This is a genomic window from Streptomyces sp. PH9007, assembly GCF_059813725.1.
In genome coordinates, this window is record NZ_CM187440.1 from 3,163,231 (window position 1) to 3,188,978 (window position 25,748).

Here is a 25,748-nt window from a genome sequence, read left to right on the forward strand (position 1 = left end):
GTTTTCAACGCCTGTCGGGAAATGGCTTGGGAAGGTTGGTCATGCGCTTTTCTGTGGGGTTCGGAAAACGCGCGGTGGTCTGTGCACTGTCCGCGCTGCTGTTGTCCATCGGGGTGTCCCAGCACACCGCCGTCCCCGCGCCCTCCGATCGGGGGGAAGCCGAGACCGTACCGTTCGCCGAGCGCTACCACGCGGTGCAGCACGGCGGGATCGCGCGGGCCGCCAACTCCGTCATCACCTGCGGCGCGGCCGTCACCATCACCGCCCCCGCCTGCACCGCCGTGCAGCGCGAAGGGGCCGGCGGACGCAGCGGGCAGTACGAGATGACGTACATCGACGTCGACTCCGACCGCAATACCTACAACTCCTCCAGCGCCGATCTGCGGCTGCCGCAGGGCTCCCGGGTGAGCTACGCGCGCCTGTACTGGGGCGCCAACCTCCGGGTCGGCGAGCAGAAGCCGCCGGCCGACAACGACCGCGTCCTGGTCGCGGAACCCGGCGGGAAGTACAAGGAGATCCGCGCCGACTCCGTCGTCGGGCACCGCGACGCGGACGTTCACCAGGGGTTCTCCGCCTCCGCCGACATCACCGAACTGGTGCGGTGGTCCCAGCCGGGCGCCTGGACGGTCGCCCAGATCAATGTCGCCATGGGCAACTCGGACATGGGCGCCTGGGGCGGCTGGACGCTCGTCGTCGCCTACGAGAACCCCGCCGAGCCGCTGCGCGAACTCGCCATCTGGGACGGCTTCGAGTCCGTTGACGGGCCGGGCACGGATGTCGTCCTCACCCTGGACGGGCTGAACATCGACCGGGGCGCCGAGGGCAGCGTCGGGGTCGTCGGCTACCACGGCGAGCGCACCGCGGGCGGGCACGGGCTGACCGTACAGGCCCCGGAGGGGGCGACGGTGCGGCACCGGGCGCTGGAATCCACCATCGCCGACCACGGGCGCAACGTCACCGCGCGCGACCCGGCGTACGTCAACACCCTCGGCTACGACTCCAACGTGCTGGACGTGACCGACGCGCTGGGCGCCGGGCCCGACGAGCTGGAGCTGCGGTTCACGGGCGGGTCCCGCCCCTACCAGCTCGGTGCGGTCTTCTTCCAGGCCGACGCCCGAGAGTGAGGCGGCCCCCGATGACAGCGATGACCGTATTGCACGTCGCGCAGCCCACCGGCGGAGGCGTCGCCCAGGTCGTGACCGATCTGGTGCGCACCCAGACCGCGGCCGGGATCCGTACCGCGCTGCTGTGCCCGCCCGGCGGCCCGCTCGGCGGGGCGGCGCGGGCGGCCGGCGCCGAGGTGCGCGACTGGGTCGCCGGACGGGAACCGGGCGGCAACCTGCCCTGGGAAGCGGCCTTCGTGGCCCGCGCGGTGCGCGGTCTGCGGCCGGACGTGGTCCATCTGCACAGCGCCAAGGCCGGCCTGGCGGGCCGGCTCGGACTGCGCGGGCGGGTCCCGACGGTGTTCCAGCCGCACGCCTGGTCCTTCGAGGCCGCGGAAGGGGTGACGCAGCGGGCCGCGGTGCGCTGGGAACGCTTCGCCAGCCGGTGGGCGGACCGGGTGGTGTGCGTCAGCGAGGCCGAGCGGGACCTGGGACTGCGGGCCGGGATCACCGCCCGCTGGTCGGTGATCAGGAACGGGATCGACCTCGGCCGGTACCCGGCCGCGGGAGAGGTCGACCGGCGGCAGGCGCGGGCCGCGCTGGCGGCCGTGCACGGGCTGCCGCAGCGGGCCCCGCTGGTGGTGTGCGTGGGACGGCTGTGCCGGCAGAAGGGGCAGGACCTGCTGCTCGCGGCCTGGCGGCGGGTCCTCGAACGGGTGCCGGGCGCACGGCTGGTGCTGGTCGGGGACGGCCCGGAACGGGCCCGGCTGGAGGCGATGGCCGACCCGCGGCACGTGCTGTTCGCCGGGCACACGGACGACCCGGTGCCCTGGTACACGGCGGCCGATCTGGTCGTCCAGCCCTCGCGGTGGGAGGGGATGGCGCTCGCGCCGCTGGAGGCGATGGCGGTGGGGCGGGCCGTGCTGCTGAGCGACGTGGGCGGCGGGCGGGAGAGCCTGGCGCCCGGCCAGGCGGACGAATGCCTGGTCCCGGCGGGGGATGTGGCCGCGCTGGGGCAGGCGATGACGGCACTGCTGACCGCGCCCGAGCGGCGGCGCGCACTGGCTCGGGCCGCGCAGGCGCATGCGCGGGCCACCTGCGGGACGGACACGATGGCGGCGGCGTACGCGGAGCTGTACGCGGACGTACGGGGCCCGTGCGGGCCGGCGCACCAGCACCGGTACGGGCACGGGCTCGGCAGCGTCCGGGCCGCCGCAGGACGGCCGGCGCGGCGCGGCCCGGCGGCCCCCGGCACGGCGGCGGCCGAGGGCCGGCCGGCCGACGAGCGGGTGGACGACGTGGGCCCGCAGGTGCCGGTCGCCGACGGGACGGGTGCCGGGGAGACATCGACGCGGGACGGCTCCGCCCCGGTCGCTGCGTCCGCCGCCGAGGGCGCGGACGCCCGCCAGGCGGGGCGGCCGGCCGGTGCGCCCAGGGGACCGGGTGGTCCCGAACGACTGCCGGGCAAGGGCCCGGGTGCCGTGTTCGTGGTCGCGGGCTGGTCACCGGGAACGGAGGGCCCGGACGGGGCGCCGGTGCCGGACGGTGCCGCCGGCCTCCCGGCGGACGCGCACGGTGCCCTGCCCGCCGCGGCGACGGAAGCCGTTCCGGCGCCCGGTGGCGCCCCGACCGCCGGGAGCGGGGAAGGCCCGGACGCCGGTGACGGCGCCCCGGTGCGCGGCACCGAGCCGGCGGCCGTTGCCGTGCCCCCGCCGGCTACCGACGCGGAGTCCGGGGTCCTCGCCGACAGCCCGTCCACCTCCGTGTCCACCTCCGTGTCCACCTCCGCGTCCCCGTCGGCCGCCGGTGCGAACGGAGGCGGGCATGCCCACGGATAGCGTCAGCGTGCCGGACACCGGCACCCGGCCGCGTACCCTGCTCCCCGCCCGCGCCCCCGCACCGGGGCCCGCCCCCGTCGTGCTGCCCGCGCCGGGACGGGCCACCGCACCCCCGCCGGACGCGCCCCGCGCCGCCCGGCGCCGCCGGCGGCCCGGAATCACCGGGCTGCTGCTCGGCGCCGACGTGCTCGCCGTCGTCCTCGTGGCCGCGCTGAGCACCGAACTGCTGCACGGCCTCGCGGCGCTCGCCGTCCTGCTGCCGCTCAACGCCTGGGCCGGGTTCTACCGCCCGACCCCCATGGCCGCCGCCCTCGACGAACTGCCCCGGCTGTGCGGCCACGGCCTGCTCGGCTGGCTGCTCGGCGGCGGCGGCCCCGCTTTCCTCCTCGTACCGCTGCTCGCCGCCGCCGGGCGCGGCGCCGTCTACCAGCTGCGCCGCGTCGCCGTGCGCGAACGGCCGCGCGCCACCCTCGTCGTGGGCACGGGCACCGCGGCCCGCCGGGTCGCCGCGCTGCTCACCGAGCACCCCGAGTACGGCATGCGCCCCACCGCCCAGGCCGAACCGCACGAGGTGGCCGCCGCTCTGGCCGAACACGGCGTGCGCACCGTCGTCTTCACCCGCGCCCAGGAGGACGGCACCCCGCTGCGCCGGTGCTGGGAAGCCGGCTGTTCCGTGTGGCTGGTGGACCCCGAGCCGCCGTTGTGGTTCCCGGCCCCCGCCACCCACCTGTGGGGCTACACCTGCCGCCGCCTGGACCCGCCCGAACGCCGGCCCTGGGGGGCCGACTTCCTCAAGCGGCTGGTCGACATCACCGGCGCCGCCCTCGCCCTGCTGCTCGCCGCACCCGTGCTCGGCGCCTGCGCGCTCGCCGTCCGCCTCGCCGACGGCCCCGGGGTCATCTTCCGGCAGGAACGCGTCGGCCGGGCCGGCAAGCCCTTCACCATGCTCAAGTTCCGCACCCTGCGCCCCGACACCGACCAGGAGTCCGCCACCCGCTGGAACATCGCGGGTGACGACCGCATGAGCCCGGTCGGCCGGCTGCTGCGCCGCACCTCCCTCGACGAACTGCCCCAGTTGTGGAACGTCCTGCGCGGCGACATGAGCCTGGTCGGCCCGCGCCCCGAACGCCCGCACTTCGTGGACGAGTTCAGCCGTACGTACCCCGGGTACGCCGACCGCCACCGGATGCCGGTCGGGCTGACGGGGCTGGCCCAGGTCAGCGGCCTGCGCGGAGACACCTCCATCGAGGACCGCACCCGTTTCGACAACCTCTACATCGAGACGTGGTCGCTGTGGGCGGACCTGCGCATCATGCTGCGCACCACCGCCTCCTGCTTCCGGCTCGGGGGCAGTTGACGATGGCGGCACTCGCCCTCCCCGCCCGCGCCGCGCGGTCCGCCGCATCGCACTGGACGGTGCTGCTCGCCGTCCTGCCCGTCGCGCTGCTGGCGCTGCCGGTGACCAGCCGGGTCACCCCGGCCGACGCCGCCTCGCTCGCCCTGGTGGTGGCGTGCGCGCTGGTGCTGGTGCGGCGCTGGTCCGCCGCGCCACGGCTCAGCGCGCAGGCGGCGGCGATCCTGGGCGCCCCGGCCGTGGCGTTCGCCGTCGTCACGATCGGGGCGGCCGATCCGGTGGCGGCGCTGCCCGGATTCCTGCGCTACGTACAGGTGTTCGTGCTGGTGCCGCTGGCGCTGGTGCTGCTGCTGCGCTCGCGGCGCGATGTGCGGCTGGTCGCCGTGGCGGTCGTCGGCCTCGCGCTGGTGCAGGGTGCGGTCGGGGTGGTGCAGTACGCGACCGGCAGCGGCGCCTCGTACATGGGCGAGAACGTGCGGGCCGTGGGCACCTTCGGCCCGCTGAACGTGATGGGCATGGCCACCGTCGTCTCCTACGGGCTGATCGCCGCGCTCGCGCTCGGCCTGGCCCCGCCGGCGGGCGCGCCCCGCTGGTGGCGGCCGGCGGCGCTGGGCTGCGCGGGCGCGCTGTGCCTCCCGCTGGCGGTGTCGTTCAGCCGGGGCGCGTGGCTGGCCACCGGGGCGGCGGTGTGCACGGTGCTGCTGATCGCCGGCTGGCGGCGGGCGCGCCGTACCCTCGCGCTGCTGGTGTGCGGCGGCGCGCTGCTGGTGGGCGGTGCCGCGCTGGTGTCGGACGCGGTCGCGGACCGGCTCACCAGCATCGGAGCGGTGACCGGCACCCCGGACCAGTCGGTGATCGACCGGTACGCGATGTGGGACGCGGCGCGGGCGATGTGGCGGCAGGAGCCGTGGACGGGGGTGGGCCTCAAGGGGTTCGCCGAGTACCGCGACACGCACGCCCCGCTGGCGCTGTCGGCCGGCAGCGACACCGCCGGGGCGGGCCTGGACTTCCAGGTGCAGGAACTGCTGTCGCCGCACAACATGTATCTGCTGCTGCTGAGCGAGCAGGGACTGCTGGGCGCGGCGGCGGTGGTGGGCAGCTGGGCGGCGCTGCTGCTGGGCGCGGTGCTGCGGCTGCGGCGCTGCGGTCCTGTGGACGGCGGGCTGCTGGCGGCGGGCCTCGTGGTGTGGCTGACCGTCAACTTCCTGTACGCGGACATCGGCGGGCCGACGACGGTGCTGACGGCGGTGGCGTTCGGCCTGGTGGCGTGGTGGGCGCTGGCGCCGGCGGCGCTGCGCCAACAGACGCCGCCGGGCGGTGCGCGGGCGCCGGGTGAGCGGCCGGTGCCGGTGGCCGGGGCGGTGGGTCATGAGCGGCGGTGAGGGCGGCGGGGTGCTGGAGCGGCCCTCCCCCGGCCGTGGTGCGGACACCGGCAGCCGGTTCGTCGCGCGGGCGGCGACCCTGACGGCGGCGCTGGCGGCGGGCGGGGCGCTGTTCGGGCTGCTGCGCGATCAGATGATCGCACGTCTGTTCGGTGCGGATGGGGCGACGGACGCGTTCCTCGTCTCCTGGACCCTTCCCGAGTTCGCCTCGACGCTGCTGATCGAAGAGGCGATGGCGCTGGTGCTGGTGCCCGCGTTCAGTGTGGCCCTCGCCCGGCGGGCAGCCGCCGGGAGCAGCGGCACGGACGAGGACCCAGGCCCCGACCCCGTACGGCGGCTGCTCGCCGACTCCCTGCCGCGTGTGCTCCTGGGCCTGGCGGTGGCCGCCACGCTCGCCGCGCTCGCCGCCCCCCTGCTCGTACGGCTGCTCGCCCCCGGCCTCGCCGACCCGGCGCTCGCCGTGGACTGCACCCGGCTCACCGCCGTCACCGTGCTCACCTTCGGCATCGCCGGCTACTTCAGCGCCGCCCTGCGCGCCCACCGCAGCTACCTGGCCCCGGCCGCCATCTACATCGGCTACAACATCGGCATCATCGCCACCGCGCTGGCGCTGCACGCGCGGTTCGGGGTACGCGCCGCCGCGCTGGGGGTCGCGGTCGGCGGCGCGCTGATGGTGCTGCTGCAACTGCCGTTCTTCCTGCGCAAGCTGCCGGTGCGCGGCGCCTGGGCCGACTGGCGCGCCCGGCGCCGTACGGCTGCGGCCGGAGGGCGACCGTACGTCCTGGGCGTGACCGTGGCTCTCGTCGCACCGATCGCGCTCTTCGCGATCAGCCGTCAGGCCCAGGTCCTGGTGGAACGTTTCCTCGCCTCCTCGCTCACCCCCGGCGCCATCTCGCACCTCAACTACGCGCAGAAGGTCAGCCAGATCCCCATGGTGCTGGCACTCATGATCCCCACCGTCACCCTGCCGCTCGTCGCGCGCGCCATGGCGGAGGGCGACACCCACGGCGCCAGGCGGCGGGTGGAACGCGACCTGCTGCTGGTCGGGATCGTGGCCGTGCTGGGCGCCGCGTACGTCATGGCCTGCGCCCCGCACCTGGTGCAGCTCCTCTTCCAGCGCGGCGAGTTCACGGCGGAGGCGACCGCCGCCACCGCCGAGGTGATGCGCGTGTACGCGCTCGGGCTGCTCGGCCACACCCTGGTCGGCGCGCTCATCCGGCCGTTCTTCTCCGCCGCAAGACCCACCTGGTTCCCGCTGGCCGCCATGGGGGTGGGGCTCGCCATCACGGTGGTCGCGGGCGCCGTCGCCGTCCGGTACTGGGGCGCCGCCGGGATCGCTGCGGCCAACGCCGCCGGCATCACCGCCACCGCCCTGCTGCTGATGCGCGGCCTCGCCGGGCGGGTCGTCCCCATCGACCCGGCCACCGTCATGGCCGGGCTCGGCCGCCTGCTGCTGTCCGGTCTCGCCGCGGGCGCGGCGGGGTGGGCGGTGGCGGACGCGACCGGTTCCCCGCTGCTGTCCGCCGCACTCGCCGCCCTGGCGGTGCCGGCGGTGTTCGCCGCCGGCGCGTGGGCGCTCCGGGTGCCGGAGGCCGTGGCGCTGCTGTCCGCCGCTCAACGAAAGCTGAAGGCCACACCATGACCGAGACGGAACGGGACACGATGTCCTCGCTCGACGAACTGCTCACGGAAGCCGAGCCGGAGCACGACGGGGAAGGGGAACGGGAGCAGACGCCCGTACGGGGCCGCGCCGCGAGACGTCACCTGTGGACGCTGATGTACCACTCGGTCACGGTGACCCCCGCCGATCCGTACAACATCACCGTCACCCCCGACCGGCTGCGCGACCAGCTCGGCTGGCTGCGCAAGCGCGGCCTGCGCGGCGTCTCCGCCGCCGAACTCCTCGCCGCGCACGACGCGGGCGACCCCTCCGGACTGGTCGCCCTCACCTTCGACGACGGCTACACCGACTTCACCCGGCACGCCGTACCGCTGCTGCGCCAGCACGGGTTCACCGCGACCGTGTTCGTGCTGCCCGGGCGGCTCGGCGGCGAGAACGAGTGGGACGAACTCGGCCCGCGCAAGGAACTCCTCGACGAGGCCGGCATCCTGGCCGCCGCCGAGGCCGGCATGGAGATCGGCTCGCACGGGCTGCTGCACCGGGCGCTCCCCGACCTCGACGAGGACACCCTGCGCGCCGAAACGGCCGGCAGCCGCGAGCGGCTGGCCGAGCTCACCGGCCAGGACATCGCCGGCTTCTGCTACCCCTACGGCACGATCGACGAGCGGTCGGTGGACGCCGTACGCGAGGCGGGCTACGCGTACGCCTGCGCCATCGACCCCGGCCCGCTGACCGGGCGGCACGCGCTGCCGCGCGTCCACGTCGGGCAGTCGGACGGCGGGGCGCGGCTGCGGGCCAAGCGGCTGCTGCACCCGCTGCGGCGCCGCCCGGTGGAGGCCCTGCCGTTCGTGGGGGACGGGCAGGCCGCGGCGTGAAGCGGGCCCTGCACATCATCACGGGCCTGGGCGTCGGCGGCGCCGAACGCCAACTGCGTTCACTGATCGCGCGGTTGCCGGTGGAGAGCGAGGTGGTGACCCTCACCAACCCGGGCGCGGTCGCCCGCGAACTGCGGGCCGACGGCGTCCGCGTGACGCACCTGGGCATGGCCGGCAACCGCGACGTGGGCGCGCTGCCCAAGCTGGCCCGGCTCATCCGCCGGGGCCGGTACGACGTGGTGCACACCCATCTCTACCGGGCCTGCGTGTACGGCCGCGTCGCCGCCCGGCTGGCCGGCGTACGGGCGGTCGTGGCGACCGAGCACTCACTGGGCGAGAAGGTGATGGAGGGCAGGCCGCTGACCCGGGGGACGCGCGAGCTGTATCTGGCGACCGAGCGGCTGGGCCGGGCCACGGTCGCCGTCTCCGGCACGGTGGCGGGCCGGCTGCGGGAGTGGGGGGTGCCGGCGGAGCGGATCCACGTGGTGCCCAACGGCATCGCGGCGCGGCGGTTCCGGTACGCGGCCGGGGCGCGGGCGGCGGAACGCTCCCGGCTGGGCGTCCCGCCGGACGCGGTGCTGGTGGGCGGGGTGGGCCGGCTGGTGCCCGGGAAGGGCTTCGCCGACCTGGTACGGGCGGTGGCCGGGCTGCCGGGGAACGTGCGGCTGGTCCTGGGCGGCGAGGGTCCCCTGCGGGGCGCACTGGAACGCCTGGCGGCGGAGTGCGGGATCGCGGACCGGGTCCTGCTGCCGGGTGAGTGCGAGGTGCCCGCGCTGCTGTCGGCGATGGACGTTTTCGTCTCCGCCTCGACGGAGGAGACCTTCGGGCTGGCCACGCTGGAGGCGCTGGCGGCCGGGCTGCCGGTGCTGCACGTGACCTGCCCGGCGATCGACGAACTCCCGCGGCAGGCCGCCCCGGGCGCGCGCCGGGTGCGGGGCGGGGCGGACGCCCTGCGGGCGGCGCTGCGCACCGAGGTGGACCGGGCCCCGTACCGCTTCCCGGTCCCCGAGGCGGTGCACCACTACGACATCGGCCGGGCGGCCGGGCGACTGATGGATGTGTACGAAGGGGCGCAGAGCCGATGAGACGCAAGGCGAAGACGCGAGCGAAGGCCATGGTCCGCCCGAAGCGGCAACGACCACCCGGCCAGGCCCGCCCGGTGGTGCGGGCGGCCCGGGCGGAGCAGGCGGCGGGGGAGGCCGTGGCGGCGGAGGCCGGTGAGGTGGAGGTGGGCGCGGTGGCCCCGGCGGGGGCCGAGGCGCCGGCCGTCCGCGCCGGTGACGGCGGCGCGGCTGAGCGTCCCGGGAACGCGTCCCCGCACGCCGTGGGCGCCGGGGCCGGTCGTCCGGCGGAGGGCGGCGCCGAGGGGCCGTCGGCTCGCCCCGGCGGGCCGGACGCGGTCCACGAGGGAGACGGCACAGACGCGTCACCGATCGCCGCCCGAGCGCCCCGGGGCGGCCGTCGTGGGCACGGTGTCGCGCGGATGGTGGGCGTGGCCTGGCTGCTGTGGTTCCTCATCAACGCCCGGCGCCCGCTGCGGGCCCGGCGGCCGGGCGTCCTGACCTCCCGCCGACCGCGCCCGGCGGGCACCCCCGGGCTCCGGCCGGGCCGCGCCGGCCGGATCCGTACCAGGCCGGGGCTGTCAGCCGCTCCCGCTCGGCAGTCGGCGGGCGACCGGGGAACCCCGCCGAGGGGGAGCACCGACGGCGCGGCGGATCCGGGACCTCAGCGGCCAGCCGGGCGGGACGCCCAGGGCGGTTGCGCGGAGCAGGCGCCCCTTGCGGCTGCCGTGCCGGACAGCGGTGTGGGAATGGGGACGCAGCGGCGAGTTGACGGTGAACGTGCGGAACCCACGCCCGCCTCGGCCGGCCTCCCGGACGGCGAGCTGGAGGCGGTGGCCGGTGGCGTGGACCCGGCATCGCAGGAGGCGTCCGTACGGGGCGCGGTGGGTGCGGAGGGTGGGCGGGTGCAGCCGTCGTCCCGTCCGGCCGAAGCGCGGGGAAGCGAGTCGGAGGTGCCCGCAACCGACGTGTCCGGGCAGGCTCCGGCGAAGGGGGCCTCGGGCCCCGGCCGGTGGTCCGCTCTGCTGCTGAGGGCGCGGCGGCTGTCGGCCCGCGCCGCGCACGCGTGGCCGTTCCCGGGCCCGGGTGGCCGGGAACGCCCCGTCGCGGATCCGGCGCACGAGCCGGAGCAGCGGCGGGAGCAGGTGAGCCACGCGGCGACCGAGTCCGTCCCGGCGCGGCGCGGGCCGGAACCCGGCGTGCCGGCGGGTGAGGAGGGCCGTACGCGGACCGTCCCGGCGGGCTCGCCGGCTGATCCGGCAGCGGCCGGGCCGTCCGGCGAGCGGCCCGGTGGGACGGCGCACGGAGCGGGGGAGAAGGCCGGTACGGAGCCGGCCCGGGGCCGGAAGGTGGCGCGACACCGTGCCGGTGGCGCGCCGCGTGCCCTGCCGGTGGGCTTGTGGCCGGCCCGGGCCAGGCGCGCGGGGTCCGCCGGGTGCCGCGACCTCCGGCGCGTCGTGGCGTGGGCGCGTGGCCGCCGCCGGGTTCCGCTCTGGTGGCCGCTGGCGCTGTGCGGGGTGGCCGGCGCGCTGCTGGGCGGGGGGTACGGGCTGCTGGCCGACCGGGAGTACGCCGCCAGTGGCTATGTGGTCGTCCGGGACGCCGGTCGGGGGGCGGATCCGGCCGCCGCCGTGGGGCTGGCCCAGGCGTTCGGGCGGATCGCCACCGGGGACGCCGTGCTGACCACCGCGCAGACCGATGCCGGGGTCTCGCTCGACCGGCTGCGGGACGGCGTGCGGGCATCGACGTCCCCCGACGCGCCGATGATCGAGATCACCGGCACGGCCGCGCGGGCGGGGCGGGCCGCCGAGATGGCCAATGCCGTCGCCCGTGCCCTGATCGCGTACGGCAATGACGCCACGGACAGCACCGGCGCCCGGCTCACCGTCTTCGCGGAGGCGCAGCCCTCGGCCGCCCCGGTGTCGGCCGCTCCGCTCGTGCGGCTGGCGGTGGGCCTGGTGGCGGGGCTGCTGGTGGGGCTTCTGGTGCTGCTGGTGCGGAGCAACGCCGGTGACCCGCCGGGGCCGGTCAGCACCGTGCCGGCCCAGCCGCGCGACCAGAGCGGCCGGCACGACCCGTCCGAGGAGCGGGAGCCGACGGCACCGCAACCCCGGACGGACCGCCCGATGTCCGGTCGGCCCTAGCCGTCGCCCGGGCGCGGGCCCCGGCCGGGGCCCGTGTCCCCGTCGCCGTCCTCGCCGTCGGCGCCGTCGTCGCCGGGGCGCGGCCCGCGGCCGGGGCCGCCCGTTCCGGACTCCGGCGGCGTCGCCGACAGCGCGGTGCGGAAGACCTCCGAGGACGCCGGGTTCTGGACGCATTGCCACACACCGTGCGGGCAGTAATCACTGATGGAGTGATACACCGGCTGGACCGCGTCGATCCATTCCAGCATCCGCCGCATGTATTCGGGGTTGTCCCCGTTGCGGAACAGGCCCCATTCCGGGAAGGAAATCGGCTTCCCGTGCGCCGCCGCGAAATCGACATGGAACTGAAGTCCGTACGGCTGGCTGATCTGCTCGTCAAACGTTTCGCCGGGCGGCTGGTCGTAGGTGTCCATTCCGATGATGTCGACCACGTCGTCCCCCGGATAACAGCGGTCCCACTCGATCGCGTCGGTCCCTCTGTTCGGTGCGAAATCGAAACGGAAGTCCTGTCCCGGTACGGCGCGCATCGTGGTCACAATGCGCCGCCAGTACCGCTTCCACGCCTCGGGGTCCGGCGCGCAGCGGTGCGTGTACGTCGTTCCGTTCATCTCCCACCCCAGGACGAGCACCGCGTCCGCGAGCCCGGCCGCCACCAGCCGCTCGCCCAGCACCCGGAAGTGCTGGTCGTAGCTTCCCGACGCCCCCGAACGGAGCAGCTGCCCCACCAGGTGGTCGGGCAGATCGTCCTCGTTGCGCTCCAGCATGGGGACGTTGAGGACGAACAGCCGGTCGTCCTTCTCCTGGCGCCATCCCGCCCAGGGGGCGAGGAACTCGGGCCGGCCCTCGATGTTCGACCACAGGTCCCCGGGCAGGTAGGTCCGGCCGACCGTCATCTCCGTGCCGCCCAGCCAGCGCTCCAGCAGTTCGGCGCGGTCCACGCCCTCCGCGCCCGAGCCCAGGAACGCGCCGAAGGAATCGTTGGACAGGGGGGTGACGGAGGTGGTCGCCGCCAGCAGGACGGTCGTGGCGATTCCGAGGCCGATCATGATCCGAGGTTAAGCACAAAATCCCTTGAATGGGCCGCACGAAGGCATTCTGATAGGCCGATCGAGGAGGCTGCCGATCGTATGCGCGGGTGCGGGGAATGATCTGGGGCATGTCGCCGCTCGACACCAGAGTGCCCGCACTGCTGCTCCGACTCGATCACCATCCCTTTCACCACGGTTCGCTCGGTGCCGTTCGCTCACTCGGCCGGGCGGGCGTGGAAGTGCACGCTTTCGTGGAATCCACGCGCGGCCCTCTCGCCCGGTCCCGTTATCTGCACCGGGCGCACCCCATTCCCGGGGCCGCGGATATCGATGTCGAGCGGCTGCTGCTGCGTACCGCGGAACGCATCGGGCGGCCCGCCGTTCTCCTTCCCATGGACGACGCGGGCGCGCTCGCCCTGGCCTCCGGCCTCGCGGACCGCCTGCGCGGCGCCTATCTACTGCCCGGGACGGTGCCCGGCGCCGTGGAGCGGGCCGCCGACAAGGCGCAACTGGCCGGGCTGTGCGCGGAGCTCGGGCTGCCGCACCCCGCCACCGTCGTCCCGGAAGGGCCGGAGGAGGTGGCCGCCGCCGTACGGGAGCTGGGGCTGCCGCTGATCGCCAAGTGGAGCCGCCCCTGGCTGCTGCCGAAGGGCAGCGGGCTGCGCAGCGCGACCGTGATCACCTCGGCCGGTCAGGCGCTGCGGCTGTACGCGGCGCGCGCCCGGGCCGGGAGCCGGCTGCTGCTCCAGCGGCGGCTGGCCGGCGGCCGGAACGCCGACTGGTTCTTCCACGGCTGTTTCGGCCGGGGCGGGGTGCCGCTGTACGGGGGCACCGGGCGCAAGGACGTGTCCTGGCCGCTGGGCGCCGGGGCCACCGCCGTGGGGAGCTGGCGGGAGAACCCCGAGGTGGCGGCGGCGGCCGGTCGGCTGGCGGCGCACCTGGGCCATCACGGCATCCTCGACCTGGACTTCCGCCGCGAGGCCGGCTCCGGCGCGTACCACCTGCTGGATGTCAACCCGCGTCCCGGGGCGCAGTTCCGGCTGTTCACGGATCCGTCGGGGCTCGACGTGGTGCGGGCGCTGCACCTGGATCTGACGGGGCGGCGGGTGCCGGCGGGGCGGGCGGTGCCGGGGCGGATGTTCGTCGCCGAGAACTACGGGCTGCTGGCCGCCCTGACCGCCCCCGCGCGGGTGGCGGCGCTGCGCGGGCGGCCGGTGGAGGCGGCGTGGTTCGCGGCGGACGATCCGGCGCCGTTCGCGGCGATGGCGGGCGGGTGGACGGCGCAGGTGGCGCGCAAGGGGTGGGAGCGGGCGCTGTCCCTCTCCTCTTCCTCCCGCTCTCCTTCCCCGTGCTCCCCGGCCCCCGTCCCGCCCGTCCCGCCCTCCCCGCGCGATGCCGGTCCCGGCCCCCGTGCCGGTGCCCGCGTCGTCCCCCCTTCCACCTCACCCAACCGAGCGAGAGAGAGCGGCGAACCCCGATGCACGACCTGGTAGTGGTAGGCGCCGGCCCGTACGGCCTGTCGATCGCCGCGCACGCGGCGGCGGCCGGTCTGGATCTGCGGATCCTGGGCCGGCCGATGGCGTCCTGGCGGGATCACATGCCCGACGGCATGTTCCTGAAGTCGGAGCCCTGGGCGTCCAATCTGTCCGACGCGGCGCGCGAGCACACCCTCGCCGCCTACTGCGCGGAGCGCGAGGAACGGGCCGAGCACGGCCATCCGTTGCCGATCGAGACGTTCACGGACTACGGCATGTGGTTCGCGCAGCGGCTCCCGGTGCCGGTGGAGGAACAGAACGTCGTGTCCGTGACGCCGCACGGCGACGGCTTCCGGGTGGAGACGGACACCGGCGAGGTCATGCTGTGCCGCACGCTGGCACTGGCGATCGGCGTCATGCCGTTCGTCCATCTGCCGCAGGCGCTGCGCGAACTGCCACGGGAACTGGCCTCGCACAGCAGCGGGCACCGTGACCTGGCCGCGTTCAAGGGGCAGGAGGTGACGGTGGTCGGCGCGGGGCAGGCGGCGCTGGAGACGGCCGCGCTGCTGCTGGAGCACGGCGCGCTGCCCACGGTGGTGGCCCGGGCGGGCGCCATCAACTGGAACACCGTGCCGCAGCCGCTGCGCCGCAACCCGCTGGCCCGGCTGCGCGCCCCGCACAGCGGGCTCGGCACGGGGTGGAGCAGCTGGGCGTACTCGCGCGTGCCGTGGGCGGTGCGCCGGCTGCCCGAGACCACCCGGGTCAAGATCGCCACGACGGCGCTGGGCCCGGCGGGCGCGTGGTGGCTGCGGGAACGGGTGGAGGGGGCGGTGCCGGTCCGGCTGGGACACCGGATCCGGCGGGCGGTACGGATCGAGGACGGCGTGCGGCTCGAACTGGCCACGCCGGGCGAGGGGCGGTCGCTGATCGAGACGGAGCACGTCATCGCGGCCACCGGCTTCGTACCGGATCTGCGCCGGCTCGACCTGCTCGACCCGGCGCTGCGGGACGGGCTGACGGCGGTGCTGGGGACGCGGGCGCCGCAGCTGGACTCGGGCTTCGAGTCATCGCGGCCCGGCCTCTTCTTCGCGGGGCTGCTGGCGGCGCCGACGTTCGGGCCCTCGATGCGGTTCGTGTACGGGGCGTCCTTCACGGCGGGGCGGCTGGTGAAGGCGGTGCGGCAGCGGCTGGCGCGGCTGGCGAGCGTGCCCGGGGGCGCGACGGCGGGGGTGTCCGTGCCGAGCGTGCCCCGGCCGGCCGCCCAGGAGAGCGACGCCGGGAAGGCCGGGAAGGCCGGCGAGGACGGGAAAGCCGGAGCGGACGAGACGGGCGGGACGGGCGTACCGGACCGGGCCGAGGAGGAGGCGGGGGCGGCCGGGCAGGAACAGGCGCGGTCTTCCGCCGGCTGAGGAGAGGCGCCGGACAGCACGAAGCCCCGCCCGTGACGGGCGGGGCTTCGTGGCGTCCGCTGTCGTGCGCGGCGGCGCCGGGGCGCCGGGGCGCCGGGGCGCCGGCTCAGGCGGCGAGGGCCTTGGCGCGGTCGCGGGCCTCCTCGTGCGCCTTGGCGCGGGAGGCGTCGGCCTGCTCGATCAGCCCGGACATGGCCGGCACGATCCGGGCCAGGGTCAGTTCCGGAACGATGAAGCTGACGTCCAGGGCGAGGGTGCTGCCGAGAACGAAGGTGAGGTAGTTCTGGGCGAAGTCGTTGCCCTCCATGGGGGTGCCCGGCGCGTACGAGCCGCCACGGCTGGTGACCACGGTGACGGGGGTGCCGGCGGCGCTCGGGGTCTCGGCCATCGAGGTGCGGCCACCGATGATCACGTGGTCCAGCCAGCTCTTGAGCGTGGAGGGGATCGTGTAGTTGTACAGCGGCGCGCCCAGGACGACGGCGTCGGCCTCCTCCAGCTCCTTGGCCAGCTCGTCGCGGAGCGCGTACGCGGCCTGCTGCTCGGGGGTGCGGTCCCCGGCGTCGACGTTGGGCGCGTAGTGCGAGACGGCGGTGGTGTGCGGCAGCGGCTCGGCGGCCAGGTCGCGGTAGATGACCTTGCCATCGGGGTGATGCGCGAGCCACTCCTCGCGGAAGGTCTTGGTGACCTCGCGGGAGACGCTGTTGTCGCCGTTCAGGGAGGAGTCGATGTGCAGCAGCGTGGGCATGAGGGTGATTCCTTCGTGACGGTCACCGTGGCTGTGACACGCGGTGATGAAAGACGTACGTTACTGCGGCAGAGTGCGCAGATTTCTTTAGCGTAGCAGCTTACTTTTATATAGCAATGTGCCCCTCTTCCCGTAGAGTGGATCCATGGCGGAGCAGCGGGATGGCGAGGAAAGGCCCCCCGTGGGGGTGAAGGAGACGGACGGCGGCCGGTGTACCGAGCCCGACGACGCGATGACCAGGGTCTTCGGCGTCTTCGGGAAGCGGTGGACGGGATTGGTGGTGGCCGCCCTGATGGGCGGACCCGGTCAGTTCGCGGTGCTGCGCCGCTCGATCCCGGGGATCAGCGAGCGGATGCTTTCGGACCGGCTGAGCGAGCTGGCCGCGCTCGAACTCGTCTCGCGCGAGGTGGACCCCGGGCCCCCGCTGCGTGTCACCTACCGGCTCACGGCGGCCGGCGAGGATCTGCGCCCGGCCCTGGTGGAGCTGTCGCGCTGGGCCGAGCAGCACCTGGTGAACGGCGCGGAGCAGTGCCCGGAGGCGCTGCGCGAATGACCCCCTAGGCTGACGGGGTGACAACTGGGGAAGAGCACGAAGCCCGCGACGAGCCCGACGCCCGCGACGAGCGTGAGGAAGCCGCCGCCACCGAGCGTCTCGATCAGGCGGTGCGGGCCGCCGAGGCCGCGCTGATCGAGTTCGAGATCGCGGTGGAGACCTTCCGCATCGAGGTGGAGAACTTCTCCCGGCTCCACGAACAGCGCCTGGGCCCGCTCTACGGCCGCCTCGAGGAGATCGAGGCGGAGATCGCCGAGGCGGTCGCCGCCCGCACCAAGGACCCCGAGGACGAACGCCGGGCCCGCGAGGCGCGCGCCATGGTGGCGCCGATGCCCCAGGTCTCCGAGCTGTTCCAGGGCTGGCTGGACGGCGAGGGCTTCTCGCCCGAGGCCGCCGCGATGCTCACCGAGCAGTCCGTGCAGCCCCCGCCGAAGGTGCGCCCCGGCGAGGAGGCGCGCAAGCTCTACCGCGAGCTGGTCCGCCGGGCCCACCCCGACCTGGTCGCCGACCCGACCGAGCGCGACCGGCGCGGCGCCTTTCTCGTACGGGTCAACCAGGCGTACGGGCGCGGCGACGCGAAGGCGCTGCGCGAGCTGACCGCCGAGTGGGACAGCGGTGTCGGCCCGTCCCCGGAGCCCGCCGCGTACGGGCGGCGCGAGGAGCTGTACGCGCGCCTGGAGTGGCTGGCCAACCGGAAGGAACTGCTGGCGGACGCCGCCGCCGCGCTGGAGGACAGCGCGATCGGGGCGATGCTGCGGATGGCGCCCGAGGACCCGGACGTGCTGCTGGAGGAGATCGCCGGCGAACTGCGGCAGAAGGTCGCGGCCAAGGAGGCGGAACTCGCCGCCCTGCTGGCCGGCGAGTGAGCGTTAGGGTCGGGCGTATGAACTTCGCGAACATCCCCACCGTTCCCGCGGGTGACGTGCCCGCCGATGCCGTACTCCTGGACGTGCGCGAGCCGGACGAGTGGGCGGCAGGGCGCGCCGAGGGCGCGCTGCACGTCCCCATCCGTGAGGTCGTGGACCGGCTCCCGGAGATCACCGAACGGGCCGGGGACGGACCGCTGTACGTGCTGTGCCGGGTGGGCGGCCGGTCGGCGCAGGTCACCGGGTTCCTGGTGCAGCAGGGCATCGACGCGACCAATGTGGCGGGCGGGCTGCAGGCCTGGCACGAGGCGGGCAAGCCGCTGGTGAGCGACGCGGGCGAGCCGTTCGTCCTGTAGCGGGGCGGACGGGCTCACGGGTGCGGGCCGTCGCCGTCGCCGTCAGCGGCCCGCGGTCCTGCGCAGCCCGGCCGCCGGCTCCGTTCCGCCGCCCGTCCCCTCCTCGTCCTCCGTGCGCTTCTTCCTCTTCTTGACGCCCGCGGCGGGGGCGCAGTCGGGGAGACAGACGGGGGTGGCGTGCACGGCCGCCGGCGGGAAGTGCGCCGCCAGCTCCTCCCGCGCCCGCAGGGTCGCGTCGCCGACGCAGATCTCCCGCAGGCTCTGCTCGCGCGCGTTGCCCATGGCCAGCCAGCGGGAGAACACGCACGGGGTGACGCGCCCGTCGGGCAGCACCGCGAGCCGCCCGTGGCCGCAGCGTCCGCACAGCCCGCCGCACTCCGGGGCGCGTCCCGCGCCGTCGGCGGCGGCCCGCCCGTACGGGCGGACCCGGTCCGTACCGATCTCGCGCACCCCCAGCTCCAGCAGATCGCGCCGGGCGCCGTCCCCGGCACGCTGTTCCGGCACGGTGCGCACCTCCTCGATGAGGCTGCCGCGCAGCGGTACGCCCAGTTCGCGGGCGCGCCGGATGTTGGCGCGGGTGCGGGCGTGCGCCCCGGCCGCTCCGGTCACCTCGTCGTGGGCGGCGGGGTCCGCGCTGTAGTAGCTGAAGGCCAGCCGTACCCCGTCGCGGCGCAGCGCCTCCCACAGCGGGGGGCCGATGTGCGTCATGTTGCTGAACACCTCCACCTCCATGCCATGCCGGCGGGCGCGGTGGATGTACGCAGGCAGACCGGGGTGCAGGGTGGGCTCGCCGCCGATGAACTGCACGTCGCGCACGCCGAGATCGCTCAGCTCGCCGAGCACCCGCAGCCAGTCGGCGTCGGTCATCTCGCCGTGGGTGCCCTGCGGGGAGGAACCGGCGTAGCAGTGCCGGCAGCGCAGATTGCAGAAGCCGGTGATCTCCAGCCAGGCGAAGCGGGGGCGCAGGGGGTGCGTGGGCATGGGCGGCGGTCCCTCCGGGGGTGCGGTCGCGTCGTTCGCGCTGTCCGTCGTGCGTCGTGGTCACAGCGCTAACGACGTGACCGCGCCCGAAGAGACGCCCGGCGACGGCGGGTGGCCCGTACAGGGGGAGCGGTACGGATCCGGCCGCGGCCTGTCGGGGTACGCCGGGTGTCAGCCGTGGATCCTCGGGGCCCGGGGCGTTGAGGGAAAGTAGTTCTCGATGCGGATGAATATATGGCGCCAACCATTTCTGTTTGAGAAGATCTTGGGCTTGCTAGCATCTGCGCATGAGCAGCGGCGAGCTTGAAGACGACCTGCGATGGCTGCTGCTGCAGATGAAGTTCGGGCTCACCGTGGCCGAGGACCGGGCCGTGCGGCAGCACGGCATGGACCTGTGGGGGTACACCGTGCTCCTCGGGCTCGCGGAGGAGCCGGCCCGCACCCAGCTGGCGCTGTCCGAGGCGTCGTCCATCGACAAGAGCAAGATGGTCGCCGTCCTGGACGACCTGGAGAAGGCCGGGCTGATCACCCGGCGCCCGGACCCGGAGGACCGCCGGGCGCGCATCGTCACGGCCACCGACGCCGGACAGCTGGCCCTGGCCGCCGCGCGCGCCGAGGTGGCGGCCATCGAACGGCTGGCGCTGGCCGGCCTGGACGAGGCCGAACGCACCGCGCTCAAGGCGATGCTGCGGCGCGCGGTGACCGGCCCGCTGCGCAGGCTGGCCGCCGGCGAACGGCCGCCGGAGGGGACGGGGCCTACGCCGTGGGGCGTGACGGCGCGGCCGTCGGAGCAGCCCCCGCCGCCGGTGCCGCCGCACTGAGCCGTTCCGCCGCCTCCCGCAGCGACTCCGGCCGCTTGCAGAACGAGAACCGCGCCAGCCACGGCGGGGATCCCGGCCCGCCCGGGTTCAGCTGGAAGGCGGAGGTCGGGATCGCGACCACCCCGGCACGCTCGGGCAGTTCGCGGCAGAACCGCACCCCGTCCCTGTACCCCCAGGGCCGGACATCGGCCTGGAGGAAGTACCCGGCCTCGGCGCGGTACGGGCGCAGTCCGGCCGCCGTCAGTCCCTCGGTGAGCAGCGCCCGGTTCGCCCGCAGCGTCTCCCGCAACTGGGCCGTCCACTCCTCGACGCCGTCCAGCGCGCGGGCCAGGGCCGCCTGGTACGGGGTGCCCGAGGCGTAGGTGAGGAACTGCTTCACGGAGGTGACGGCGCTGACCAGGCGGGGCGGGCCGCAGACCCAGCCCACCTTCCAGCCGGTGACATTGAACGTCTTGCCGGCCGAGGAGATGGTCAGGGTGCGCTCGCGCATCCCGGGCAGCGCGGCGAGCGGCAGGTGCCGGCCGCCCTCGTCGTACAGCAGGTGCTCGTACACCTCGTCGGTGACCGCGATCAGGTCGTGCTCGCGGCACACCGCCGCCACGGTTTCCAGTTCGGCGGGGGTGAAGACCTTGCCGGTGGGGTTGTGCGGGGAGTTGAACAGCAGCAGCCGGGTGCGCGGGGTGACGGCGGCGCGCAGCGCGTCGGCGTCCAGGACGAAGCGGTCCCCGTCGGCGGCGAGCGGCACGGCCGTCAGTGTGGCGCCGCTGAGCCGGGCGCCGGCGGGGTAGGCGTCGTAGCAGGGGTCGAAGGTGAGGATCTCGTCGCCGGGCCCGGTGAGGGCGAGGACGGCGGCGGCCAGCGCCTCGGTGGCGCCGGTGGTGACCAGGACCTCGCCGTCCGGCGCGTGCCGCAGGCCGTAGCGGCGCAGCTGGTGGGCGGCGATGGCCTCGCGCAGGGCGGGCAGCCCGTAGGCGGGCGGGTACTGGTTGTCGCCGGCCAGCACCGCCGCGCTCACGTCGCGCAGCAGTGCGGGCGGGCCGGGCAGTTCGGGCACGCCCTGCCCGAGGTTGACGGCCCCCGTGCGCCGGGCCAGTTCGGTCATCTCGGTGAAGACGGAGGTCGCGATCGCCCGGCTGCCGCTGCTCATGGACCTACCTTAGGCGGCGGGTCCCTGGCCCGGCTGCTGCGCGCCCTCCTCCGCGGCCTGCTGCTCGGCGAGCTTCTGGTGCACCTCGGCCATGTCGACCTCGCGGACCTTGGCGATCAGCTCCTCCAGCGCGGTGCCGGGGATGGCGCCGGGCTGGGAGTACAGCACGACGTTGTCGCGGATCGCCATCAGGGTGGGGATGGAGGTGATCTGGAAGGCCTGGGCCAGCTCCTGCTGGGCCTCGGTGTCCACCTTGCCGAACATGATGTCGTCGTGCCGGCCGGCCGCCTCCTCGAAGACGGGGGCGAACTTGCGGCAGGGCCCGCACCAGGAGGCCCAGAAGTCGACGAAGGCGATCCCCTTGCTGGCGACCTGCTCCTCGAAGTTGTCCTTGGTCAGCTCGATGGTGGTCATCGCACTCTCACTCTCTCGGCCATGCGGGTTCGGGTTCCGGCTGCCCCTACCCGGAACCCCCCGGGGTCGATGCGTATTCCGTCGGGCTTCTTGCGCCGAGATACCCCTCAGGGGTATACAGGAGGCAGGGGGCGGGATACCTCCCTAGGGTATATTCGCCCGTGAGGAGAGCAGGCATGAACGACAGCATGAGTGGCAGCGGCACCAGGGACGAGATCGAGCTCGCCATCGGCGGGATGACGTGCGCCTCCTGCGCGGCGCGGATCGAGAAGAAGCTCAACCGCATGGAGGGGGTGACGGCGAGCGTCAACTACGCCACCGAGAAGGCCAGGGTCAGCTACGGGGGCGAGGTGGCGGTGCCCGATCTCATCGCCGTGGTCGAGCGGACGGGGTACACCGCCGCCGTACCGGAACCACCGGTACCCGAGCCCGCCCCCGCCGCGCCGGGCGGCACGGGCACCGGCGCCCGGGCCACCCCCGGTGCCCCCGACGAGCTGGCCACGCTGCGGCACCGGCTGCTGGTCACCGTGGCGCTGTCCGTCCCCGTGGTCGTGCTGGCCATGGTGCCGGCCTGGCAGTTCGAGTACTGGCAGTGGCTCTCCCTGACCCTCGCCGCGCCCGCCGTGATCTGGGGCGGCTGGTCCTTCCACCGGGCCGCCTTCACCAACGCCCGGCACGGCGCCGCCACCATGGACACCCTCGTGTCCATCGGCACCATGGCCGCGCTGCTGTGGTCGGTGTGGGCGCTGTTCTTCGGCATGGCCGGCCACCCCGGCATGACCCACCCCTTCGAGCTGACCATCCAGCGCGGCGACGCCAGCGGCAACATCTACCTGGAGGCGGCGGCCGGGGTCACCGCCTTCCTGCTGACCGGCCGCTATCTGGAGGCCCGCGCCAAGCGCAAGGCGGGCGCGGCCCTGCGGGCCCTGATGGAACTGGGCGCCAAGGAGGTCACGGTGCTGCGGGACGGCGTACCCGTCCTGGTGCCGGTCGGCAGCCTCGCGGTCGGCGACCGCTTCCTGGTGCGCCCCGGCGAGAAGATCGCCACCGACGGTGTGGTGGTGGAGGGCTCGTCCGCCGTGGACGCGTCCATGCTGACCGGCGAGTCCGTACCGGTGGAGGTCGCGGCCGGGGACGCGGTCACCGGCGCCACCGTGAACGCCGGCGGCCGGCTGGTGGTCGAGGCCACCCGGGTCGGCGCCGACACCCAGCTGGCGCGGATGGCGAAGCTCGTCGAGGACGCCCAGAACGGCAAGGCGGCGGCCCAGCGGCTCGCCGACCGGATCTCGGCGGTGTTCGTACCGGCCGTGATCGTCCTGGCCCTGGGCACGCTGGCCTTCTGGCTGCTGACGGGCGGCGGGGCGTCCGCCGCGTTCACCGCCGCCGTGGCCGTGCTGATCATCGCCTGCCCGTGTGCGCTGGGCCTGGCCACCCCGACGGCCCTGCTGGTCGGTACGGGGCGCGGCGCGCAGATCGGCGTCCTCATCAAGGGCCCCGAGGTCCTGGAGAACACCCGCAAGGCCGACACGATCGTGCTCGACAAGACCGGCACGGTCACCACCGGCCGGATGACCCTGCTGGACGTGCACGTCGCGGACGGTACGCGGGAGGCCGACGTGCTGCGGCTGGCCGGGGCGCTGGAGCACGCCTCCGAGCACCCGATCGCCCAGGCGGTCGCGGCGGGCGCGGCGCAGCGCCTGGGGGCACCGCTGCCCACCCCCGAGGACTTCGCCAATGTGCCGGGGCTCGGCGTGCAGGGAGTCGTGGAGGGCCACGCCGTCCTGGTGGGCCGGGAACGGCTGCTGAGGGAGTGGGCCATCGAGCTGCCCGAGGTGCTGGCGGCGGCCCGGGCGCAGGCGGAGGCCGCCGGCCGCACCGCGATCACCGTCGCCTGGGACGGCGAGGCGCGGGCCGTGTTCGAGGTCGCCGACGCGGTGAAGGGGACCAGCGCCGAGGCGGTCGCACGACTGCGCGACCTGGGCCTGACCCCGATCCTGCTGACCGGTGACAACGAGGCCGTGGCCCGGTCGGTGGCGGCGGAGGTCGGCATCGACGCCGAGCACGTCATCGCCGAGGTGATGCCGCAGGACAAGGTGGATGTCGTCCGGCGGCTGCAGGACGGGGGCAGGACGGTCGCCATGGTCGGCGACGGCGTGAACGACGCCGCCGCGCTGGCCACCGCCGACCTGGGCCTGGCGATGGGCACCGGGACGGACGCCGCGATCGAGGCCGGTGACCTCACCCTGGTACGCGGCGACCTGCGGGCGGCGGCGGACGCCATCCGGCTCTCCCGCAAGACGCTGTTCACCATCAAGACCAACCTGGTCTGGGCGTTCGGCTACAACGTCGCCGCGCTGCCGCTGGCGGCGGCCGGGCTGCTGAACCCGATGCTGGCGGGCGCGGCGATGGCCTTCTCCTCGGTGTCTGTGGTGGCCAACAGCCTGCGGCTGCGCACCTTCCGGGCGGCCGAACGCCGGTGACGGCGCGCGGGGCGGACGGCGGCCGGGGAGCGATCCCCGGCCGCCGTCGCCGTTTCCGCCGGGCGCGCCGATGGGCCACCCTGGGACGATGACGCGACAGCCCGACCAGCCCGCCCCGTCCCCATCGCCGGACGAGCCCGACCAGTACGACGCGATGGGCGCGGAGTACGCCGAGCACACCGCCTCGAACATCGTCAACGTCCACTACGACCGGCCCGCCATCCTCGCGCTGGCGGGGGACGTGACGGGCCGGCGGGTGCTCGACGTGGGCTGCGCCGCCGGGCACCTGTCCGCGCTGCTCATCGAGCGCGGCGCCGCGTCCGTCACGGGGATCGACGCCAGCGCGCAGATGGTGCGGCTGGCGGGCGAACGCTGCGGCGACAGCGGCCGCTTCCACCACGCGGACCTCGCCGCCCCGCTGGACTTCCTCCCGGACGCCTCCTTCGACCTGGTCACCGCCTCCCTCGTGCTGCACTACCTGGAGGACTGGAGCGGCCCGCTGGCCGAACTGCGCCGCGTGCTGCGGCCCGGCGGCGCGCTGGTGATGTCGGTGCACCACCCGGGGGAGGACTGGCACTGGTTCGAGCGGCCCGACTACTTCCGCACCGAGCGGGTGACGGACACCTGGACGGTGGCCGACCGCCCCCGCACCGTATGGTTCTACCGCCGCCCGCTCGGCGCGGCCTTCAACGCCCTGCGGGACGCCGGTTTCACGGTGGACCGGCTGGCGGAGCCGATGCCCCGCCCCGAGGCCCGGGAGCAGGACCCGGCGTGGTTCGACCTGCTCTCCACCGCGCCCCGGTTTCTGTACTTCCGCGCCCTGCGCCCGGGGCCGGCGCCGGGGCTGTGACAACGCGCCCCCGTCCGTACGGAACTCGTGTCCCACCCGGGTTCGTTGACGTCAGGTAAGGCTGACGCAACGCACGTCGAGGAGAGCAGACCATGGCCCTGTGGGACCGGATCAAGGATTCCGCCCAGACCATGCAGTCCCAGCTGGTGGCGAAGAAGAACGACCTCAAGAGCGGGGCGTTCCGGGACGCCAGCATGGCCATGTGCGCGCTGGTGTCCGCCGCCGACGGTTCGGTGGACCCGGCCGAGCGGCAGCGGGTCGCGGCGCTCATCGGCGGCAACGAGGTGCTCCAGAACTTCCCGGCCGACGATCTGCGGCAGCGGTTCAACAAGTACGCCGACCAGCTCACCGCCGACTTCGACTTCGGGAAGATCGGGGTGATGCAGGAGATCGCCAAGGTGAAGAAGAAGCCGGCCGAGGCGCGGGCGGTCATCCAGATCGGCATCGTGATCGGCGGCGCGGACGGGGACTTCGACGCCCAGGAGCGCAAGGTCGTCCGTGATGTCTGCTTCGCGCTGGACATCCCCCCGGCTGAGTTCGACCTCTAAACTCAACTGACCGGATGTGAACGAACATGGCCGGGCTTGGTCAACTCCTTGCCCTGCCATGCCAGTTCCTTGACCAACTCTTGGAGAGCGTTTCACCGGGGGCCTGTACTCATGGGCCCTATGCGTAAGATCACTTCGCGATCCCGGACCGGCTACGCGGTCGCCGCCAGCAGCCTGCTGCTGCTCACGGCGGCCTCCGGGGCCACCGCCGTCGCCTCTGCCGACATCAGTGCAGAAACGTTTGGTCACGGTCGTCACCGGCCGCACACCACCTACCCCACCCAGCAGGAGATCCGGGACCAGTTCGACACCTGGAACGACGCCCTCGCCACGCTGGACCCGGAGCAGGTCGCCGACCTGTACGCTCCCGACGGCGTGCTGCTCCCGACCCTCTCCAACCAGATACGTTCGGACCGCGACGGCATCGTCGACTACTTCGAGCACTTCCTGGAGAAGCACCCCTCCGGTGAGATCAACGAGTCCCACGTCGACATCCTGAGCCCGACCTCCGCTGTCGACTCCGGTTCGTACACCTTCACCCTCACCGAGGACGGCGTCACCTCCACCGTCGACGCCCGCTACACCTTCGTCTACGAGAAGGACAGGCACACCGGCGAGTGGCTGATCGTCAGCCACCACTCCTCGGCCAACCCCGAGGGCTGATCGCGCCTACGGGAAAGCCCGGGAGGCGGCGTGG

The 25,748-nt window shown here is 74.6% G+C and carries 23 protein-coding genes; 18 read left to right on the forward strand and 5 right to left on the reverse strand.

The window, feature by feature from the left end; genetic code table 11:
- Nucleotides 1-41 precede the first annotated feature (41 nt).
- From ACTFAP_RS14415 to ACTFAP_RS14450, 8 genes are all read left to right on the forward strand, one after another.
- The gene (locus ACTFAP_RS14415; RefSeq protein WP_500469367.1) at nt 42-1,124 is read left to right on the forward strand and encodes a DUF3344 domain-containing protein; all 1,083 of its coding nucleotides are present in this window, start codon (nt 42-44) and stop codon (nt 1,122-1,124) included.
- A 20-nt stretch (nt 1,125-1,144) separates the two neighbouring features.
- Complete coding sequence (locus ACTFAP_RS14420; RefSeq protein ID WP_500469369.1) at nt 1,145-2,941, forward strand: glycosyltransferase; 1,797 nt, start codon at nt 1,145-1,147, stop codon at nt 2,939-2,941.
- Entirely contained in the window at nt 2,928-4,298 is a 1,371-nt protein-coding gene (locus ACTFAP_RS14425; RefSeq protein ID WP_500469370.1) for an exopolysaccharide biosynthesis polyprenyl glycosylphosphotransferase, read from the forward strand. Before ACTFAP_RS14420 ends, ACTFAP_RS14425 begins: the two co-directional genes overlap by 14 nt.
- A gap of 2 nt (nt 4,299-4,300) precedes the next feature.
- Nucleotides 4,301-5,677 carry an O-antigen ligase family protein gene (locus ACTFAP_RS14430; RefSeq protein WP_500469371.1) on the forward strand — a complete coding sequence of 459 codons (1,377 nt, stop codon included), beginning with the start codon at nt 4,301-4,303 and terminating at the stop codon, nt 5,675-5,677.
- A complete protein-coding gene (locus ACTFAP_RS14435) occupies nt 5,664-7,319 on the forward strand; it encodes a lipid II flippase MurJ (RefSeq protein WP_500469373.1) in 1,656 nt (551 codons plus the stop codon). Before ACTFAP_RS14430 ends, ACTFAP_RS14435 begins: the two co-directional genes overlap by 14 nt.
- Before the next feature lie 134 nt (nt 7,320-7,453).
- Nucleotides 7,454-8,173, forward strand: coding sequence for a polysaccharide deacetylase family protein (locus ACTFAP_RS14440; RefSeq protein WP_500469470.1), 720 nt, complete (start codon nt 7,454-7,456; stop codon nt 8,171-8,173).
- Nucleotides 8,170-9,258 carry a glycosyltransferase gene (locus tag ACTFAP_RS14445; RefSeq protein WP_500466502.1) on the forward strand — a complete coding sequence of 363 codons (1,089 nt, stop codon included), beginning with the start codon at nt 8,170-8,172 and terminating at the stop codon, nt 9,256-9,258. The genes ACTFAP_RS14440 and ACTFAP_RS14445 overlap by 4 nt, the downstream gene beginning before the upstream one ends.
- Nucleotides 9,255-11,378 (forward strand): hypothetical protein, encoded by a 2,124-nt coding sequence (locus ACTFAP_RS14450; protein ID WP_500466503.1) that lies wholly within the window; start codon nt 9,255-9,257, stop codon nt 11,376-11,378. Before ACTFAP_RS14445 ends, ACTFAP_RS14450 begins: the two co-directional genes overlap by 4 nt.
- On the opposite strand, the gene ACTFAP_RS14455 is transcribed toward ACTFAP_RS14450, so the two are convergent.
- Complete coding sequence (locus ACTFAP_RS14455; RefSeq protein WP_500466504.1) at nt 11,375-12,424, reverse strand: glycoside hydrolase family 26 protein; 1,050 nt, start codon at nt 12,422-12,424, stop codon at nt 11,375-11,377. The two genes, ACTFAP_RS14450 and ACTFAP_RS14455, sit on opposite strands and share 4 nt — an antisense overlap.
- A 110-nt stretch (nt 12,425-12,534) precedes the next feature.
- On the opposite strand from ACTFAP_RS14455, the gene ACTFAP_RS14460 reads away from it, so the two are divergent.
- Nucleotides 12,535-13,899 (forward strand): carboxylate--amine ligase, encoded by a 1,365-nt coding sequence (locus ACTFAP_RS14460; RefSeq protein WP_500466505.1) that lies wholly within the window; start codon nt 12,535-12,537, stop codon nt 13,897-13,899.
- Entirely contained in the window at nt 13,884-15,290 is a 1,407-nt protein-coding gene (locus tag ACTFAP_RS14465; protein ID WP_500466506.1) for an NAD(P)-binding domain-containing protein, read from the forward strand. The genes ACTFAP_RS14460 and ACTFAP_RS14465 overlap by 16 nt, the downstream gene beginning before the upstream one ends.
- Before the next feature lie 106 nt (nt 15,291-15,396).
- On the opposite strand, the gene ACTFAP_RS14470 is transcribed toward ACTFAP_RS14465, so the two are convergent.
- Nucleotides 15,397-16,035, reverse strand: a complete 639-nt coding sequence (locus tag ACTFAP_RS14470) for an NAD(P)H-dependent oxidoreductase (protein ID WP_495684855.1) — start codon at nt 16,033-16,035, stop codon at nt 15,397-15,399.
- Between the two features lie 232 nt (nt 16,036-16,267).
- Here ACTFAP_RS14470 and ACTFAP_RS14475 point away from each other — a divergent pair, with 232 nt between their 5' ends.
- From ACTFAP_RS14475 to ACTFAP_RS14485, 3 genes are read left to right on the forward strand one after another with little or no spacing between them, the layout of a single operon-like run.
- Entirely contained in the window at nt 16,268-16,588 is a 321-nt protein-coding gene (locus ACTFAP_RS14475) for a winged helix-turn-helix transcriptional regulator (RefSeq protein ID WP_046725643.1), read from the forward strand.
- A 17-nt stretch (nt 16,589-16,605) separates the two neighbouring features.
- On the forward strand, nt 16,606-17,454 hold the full coding sequence (locus tag ACTFAP_RS14480; protein ID WP_495684856.1) for a hypothetical protein: 849 nt from the start codon (nt 16,606-16,608) through the stop codon (nt 17,452-17,454).
- A 17-nt stretch (nt 17,455-17,471) separates the two neighbouring features.
- The gene (locus ACTFAP_RS14485) at nt 17,472-17,810 is read left to right on the forward strand and encodes a rhodanese-like domain-containing protein (RefSeq protein ID WP_390115702.1); all 339 of its coding nucleotides are present in this window, start codon (nt 17,472-17,474) and stop codon (nt 17,808-17,810) included.
- Nucleotides 17,811-17,852: 42 nt separating this feature from the next.
- Here ACTFAP_RS14485 and ACTFAP_RS14490 read toward each other — a convergent pair whose 3' ends face one another.
- Nucleotides 17,853-18,791, reverse strand: coding sequence for a radical SAM/SPASM domain-containing protein (locus ACTFAP_RS14490; protein WP_500466507.1), 939 nt, complete (start codon nt 18,789-18,791; stop codon nt 17,853-17,855).
- Nucleotides 18,792-19,078: 287 nt separating this feature from the next.
- On the opposite strand from ACTFAP_RS14490, the gene ACTFAP_RS14495 reads away from it, so the two are divergent.
- Nucleotides 19,079-19,612 carry a MarR family winged helix-turn-helix transcriptional regulator gene (locus ACTFAP_RS14495; protein ID WP_500466508.1) on the forward strand — a complete coding sequence of 178 codons (534 nt, stop codon included), beginning with the start codon at nt 19,079-19,081 and terminating at the stop codon, nt 19,610-19,612.
- On the opposite strand, the gene ACTFAP_RS14500 is transcribed toward ACTFAP_RS14495, so the two are convergent.
- Nucleotides 19,548-20,759, reverse strand: coding sequence for an aminotransferase class I/II-fold pyridoxal phosphate-dependent enzyme (locus ACTFAP_RS14500; protein ID WP_500466509.1), 1,212 nt, complete (start codon nt 20,757-20,759; stop codon nt 19,548-19,550). The two genes, ACTFAP_RS14495 and ACTFAP_RS14500, sit on opposite strands and share 65 nt — an antisense overlap.
- 9 nt (nt 20,760-20,768) lie before the next feature.
- A complete protein-coding gene (gene trxA, locus ACTFAP_RS14505; protein ID WP_390115710.1) occupies nt 20,769-21,173 on the reverse strand; it encodes a thioredoxin in 405 nt (134 codons plus the stop codon).
- A 176-nt stretch (nt 21,174-21,349) separates the two neighbouring features.
- Between trxA and ACTFAP_RS14510 the strand changes: the two genes are divergently transcribed.
- From ACTFAP_RS14510 to ACTFAP_RS14525, 4 genes are all read left to right on the forward strand, one after another.
- Nucleotides 21,350-23,653 (forward strand): heavy metal translocating P-type ATPase, encoded by a 2,304-nt coding sequence (locus ACTFAP_RS14510; protein ID WP_500466510.1) that lies wholly within the window; start codon nt 21,350-21,352, stop codon nt 23,651-23,653.
- An 88-nt stretch (nt 23,654-23,741) separates the two neighbouring features.
- On the forward strand, nt 23,742-24,503 hold the full coding sequence (locus ACTFAP_RS14515) for a class I SAM-dependent methyltransferase (protein WP_500466511.1): 762 nt from the start codon (nt 23,742-23,744) through the stop codon (nt 24,501-24,503).
- Nucleotides 24,504-24,595: 92 nt separating this feature from the next.
- On the forward strand, nt 24,596-25,051 hold the full coding sequence (locus ACTFAP_RS14520) for a tellurite resistance TerB family protein (RefSeq protein ID WP_453854566.1): 456 nt from the start codon (nt 24,596-24,598) through the stop codon (nt 25,049-25,051).
- Nucleotides 25,052-25,171: 120 nt separating this feature from the next.
- On the forward strand, nt 25,172-25,714 hold the full coding sequence (locus tag ACTFAP_RS14525; RefSeq protein WP_500466512.1) for an SgcJ/EcaC family oxidoreductase: 543 nt from the start codon (nt 25,172-25,174) through the stop codon (nt 25,712-25,714).
- Nucleotides 25,715-25,748 lie beyond the last annotated feature (34 nt).

Bases quoted from the DNA above. Each gene is read 5' to 3' on its own strand.
- ACTFAP_RS14415 (WP_500469367.1), top strand. From the start codon at position 42: ATGCGCTTTTCTGTGGGGTTCGGAAAACGCGCGGTGGTCTGTGCACTG.
- ACTFAP_RS14420 (WP_500469369.1), top strand. From the start codon at position 1,145: ATGACCGTATTGCACGTCGCGCAGCCCACCGGCGGAGGCGTCGCCCAG.
- ACTFAP_RS14425 (WP_500469370.1), top strand. From the start codon at position 2,928: ATGCCCACGGATAGCGTCAGCGTGCCGGACACCGGCACCCGGCCGCGT.
- ACTFAP_RS14430 (WP_500469371.1), top strand. From the start codon at position 4,301: ATGGCGGCACTCGCCCTCCCCGCCCGCGCCGCGCGGTCCGCCGCATCG.
- ACTFAP_RS14435 (WP_500469373.1), top strand. From the start codon at position 5,664: ATGAGCGGCGGTGAGGGCGGCGGGGTGCTGGAGCGGCCCTCCCCCGGC.
- ACTFAP_RS14440 (WP_500469470.1), top strand. From the start codon at position 7,454: ATGTACCACTCGGTCACGGTGACCCCCGCCGATCCGTACAACATCACC.
- ACTFAP_RS14450 (WP_500466503.1), top strand. From the start codon at position 9,255: ATGAGACGCAAGGCGAAGACGCGAGCGAAGGCCATGGTCCGCCCGAAG.
- ACTFAP_RS14455 (WP_500466504.1), bottom strand. From the start codon at position 12,424: ATGATCGGCCTCGGAATCGCCACGACCGTCCTGCTGGCGGCGACCACC.
- ACTFAP_RS14460 (WP_500466505.1), top strand. From the start codon at position 12,535: ATGTCGCCGCTCGACACCAGAGTGCCCGCACTGCTGCTCCGACTCGAT.
- ACTFAP_RS14465 (WP_500466506.1), top strand. From the start codon at position 13,884: ATGCACGACCTGGTAGTGGTAGGCGCCGGCCCGTACGGCCTGTCGATC.
- ACTFAP_RS14470 (WP_495684855.1), bottom strand. From the start codon at position 16,035: ATGCCCACGCTGCTGCACATCGACTCCTCCCTGAACGGCGACAACAGC.
- ACTFAP_RS14475 (WP_046725643.1), top strand. From the start codon at position 16,268: ATGACCAGGGTCTTCGGCGTCTTCGGGAAGCGGTGGACGGGATTGGTG.
- ACTFAP_RS14485 (WP_390115702.1), top strand. From the start codon at position 17,472: ATGAACTTCGCGAACATCCCCACCGTTCCCGCGGGTGACGTGCCCGCC.
- ACTFAP_RS14490 (WP_500466507.1), bottom strand. From the start codon at position 18,791: ATGCCCACGCACCCCCTGCGCCCCCGCTTCGCCTGGCTGGAGATCACC.
- ACTFAP_RS14495 (WP_500466508.1), top strand. From the start codon at position 19,079: ATGAGCAGCGGCGAGCTTGAAGACGACCTGCGATGGCTGCTGCTGCAG.
- ACTFAP_RS14500 (WP_500466509.1), bottom strand. From the start codon at position 20,759: ATGAGCAGCGGCAGCCGGGCGATCGCGACCTCCGTCTTCACCGAGATG.
- trxA (WP_390115710.1), bottom strand. From the start codon at position 21,173: ATGACCACCATCGAGCTGACCAAGGACAACTTCGAGGAGCAGGTCGCC.
- ACTFAP_RS14510 (WP_500466510.1), top strand. From the start codon at position 21,350: ATGAACGACAGCATGAGTGGCAGCGGCACCAGGGACGAGATCGAGCTC.
- ACTFAP_RS14515 (WP_500466511.1), top strand. From the start codon at position 23,742: ATGACGCGACAGCCCGACCAGCCCGCCCCGTCCCCATCGCCGGACGAG.
- ACTFAP_RS14520 (WP_453854566.1), top strand. From the start codon at position 24,596: ATGGCCCTGTGGGACCGGATCAAGGATTCCGCCCAGACCATGCAGTCC.
- ACTFAP_RS14525 (WP_500466512.1), top strand. From the start codon at position 25,172: ATGCGTAAGATCACTTCGCGATCCCGGACCGGCTACGCGGTCGCCGCC.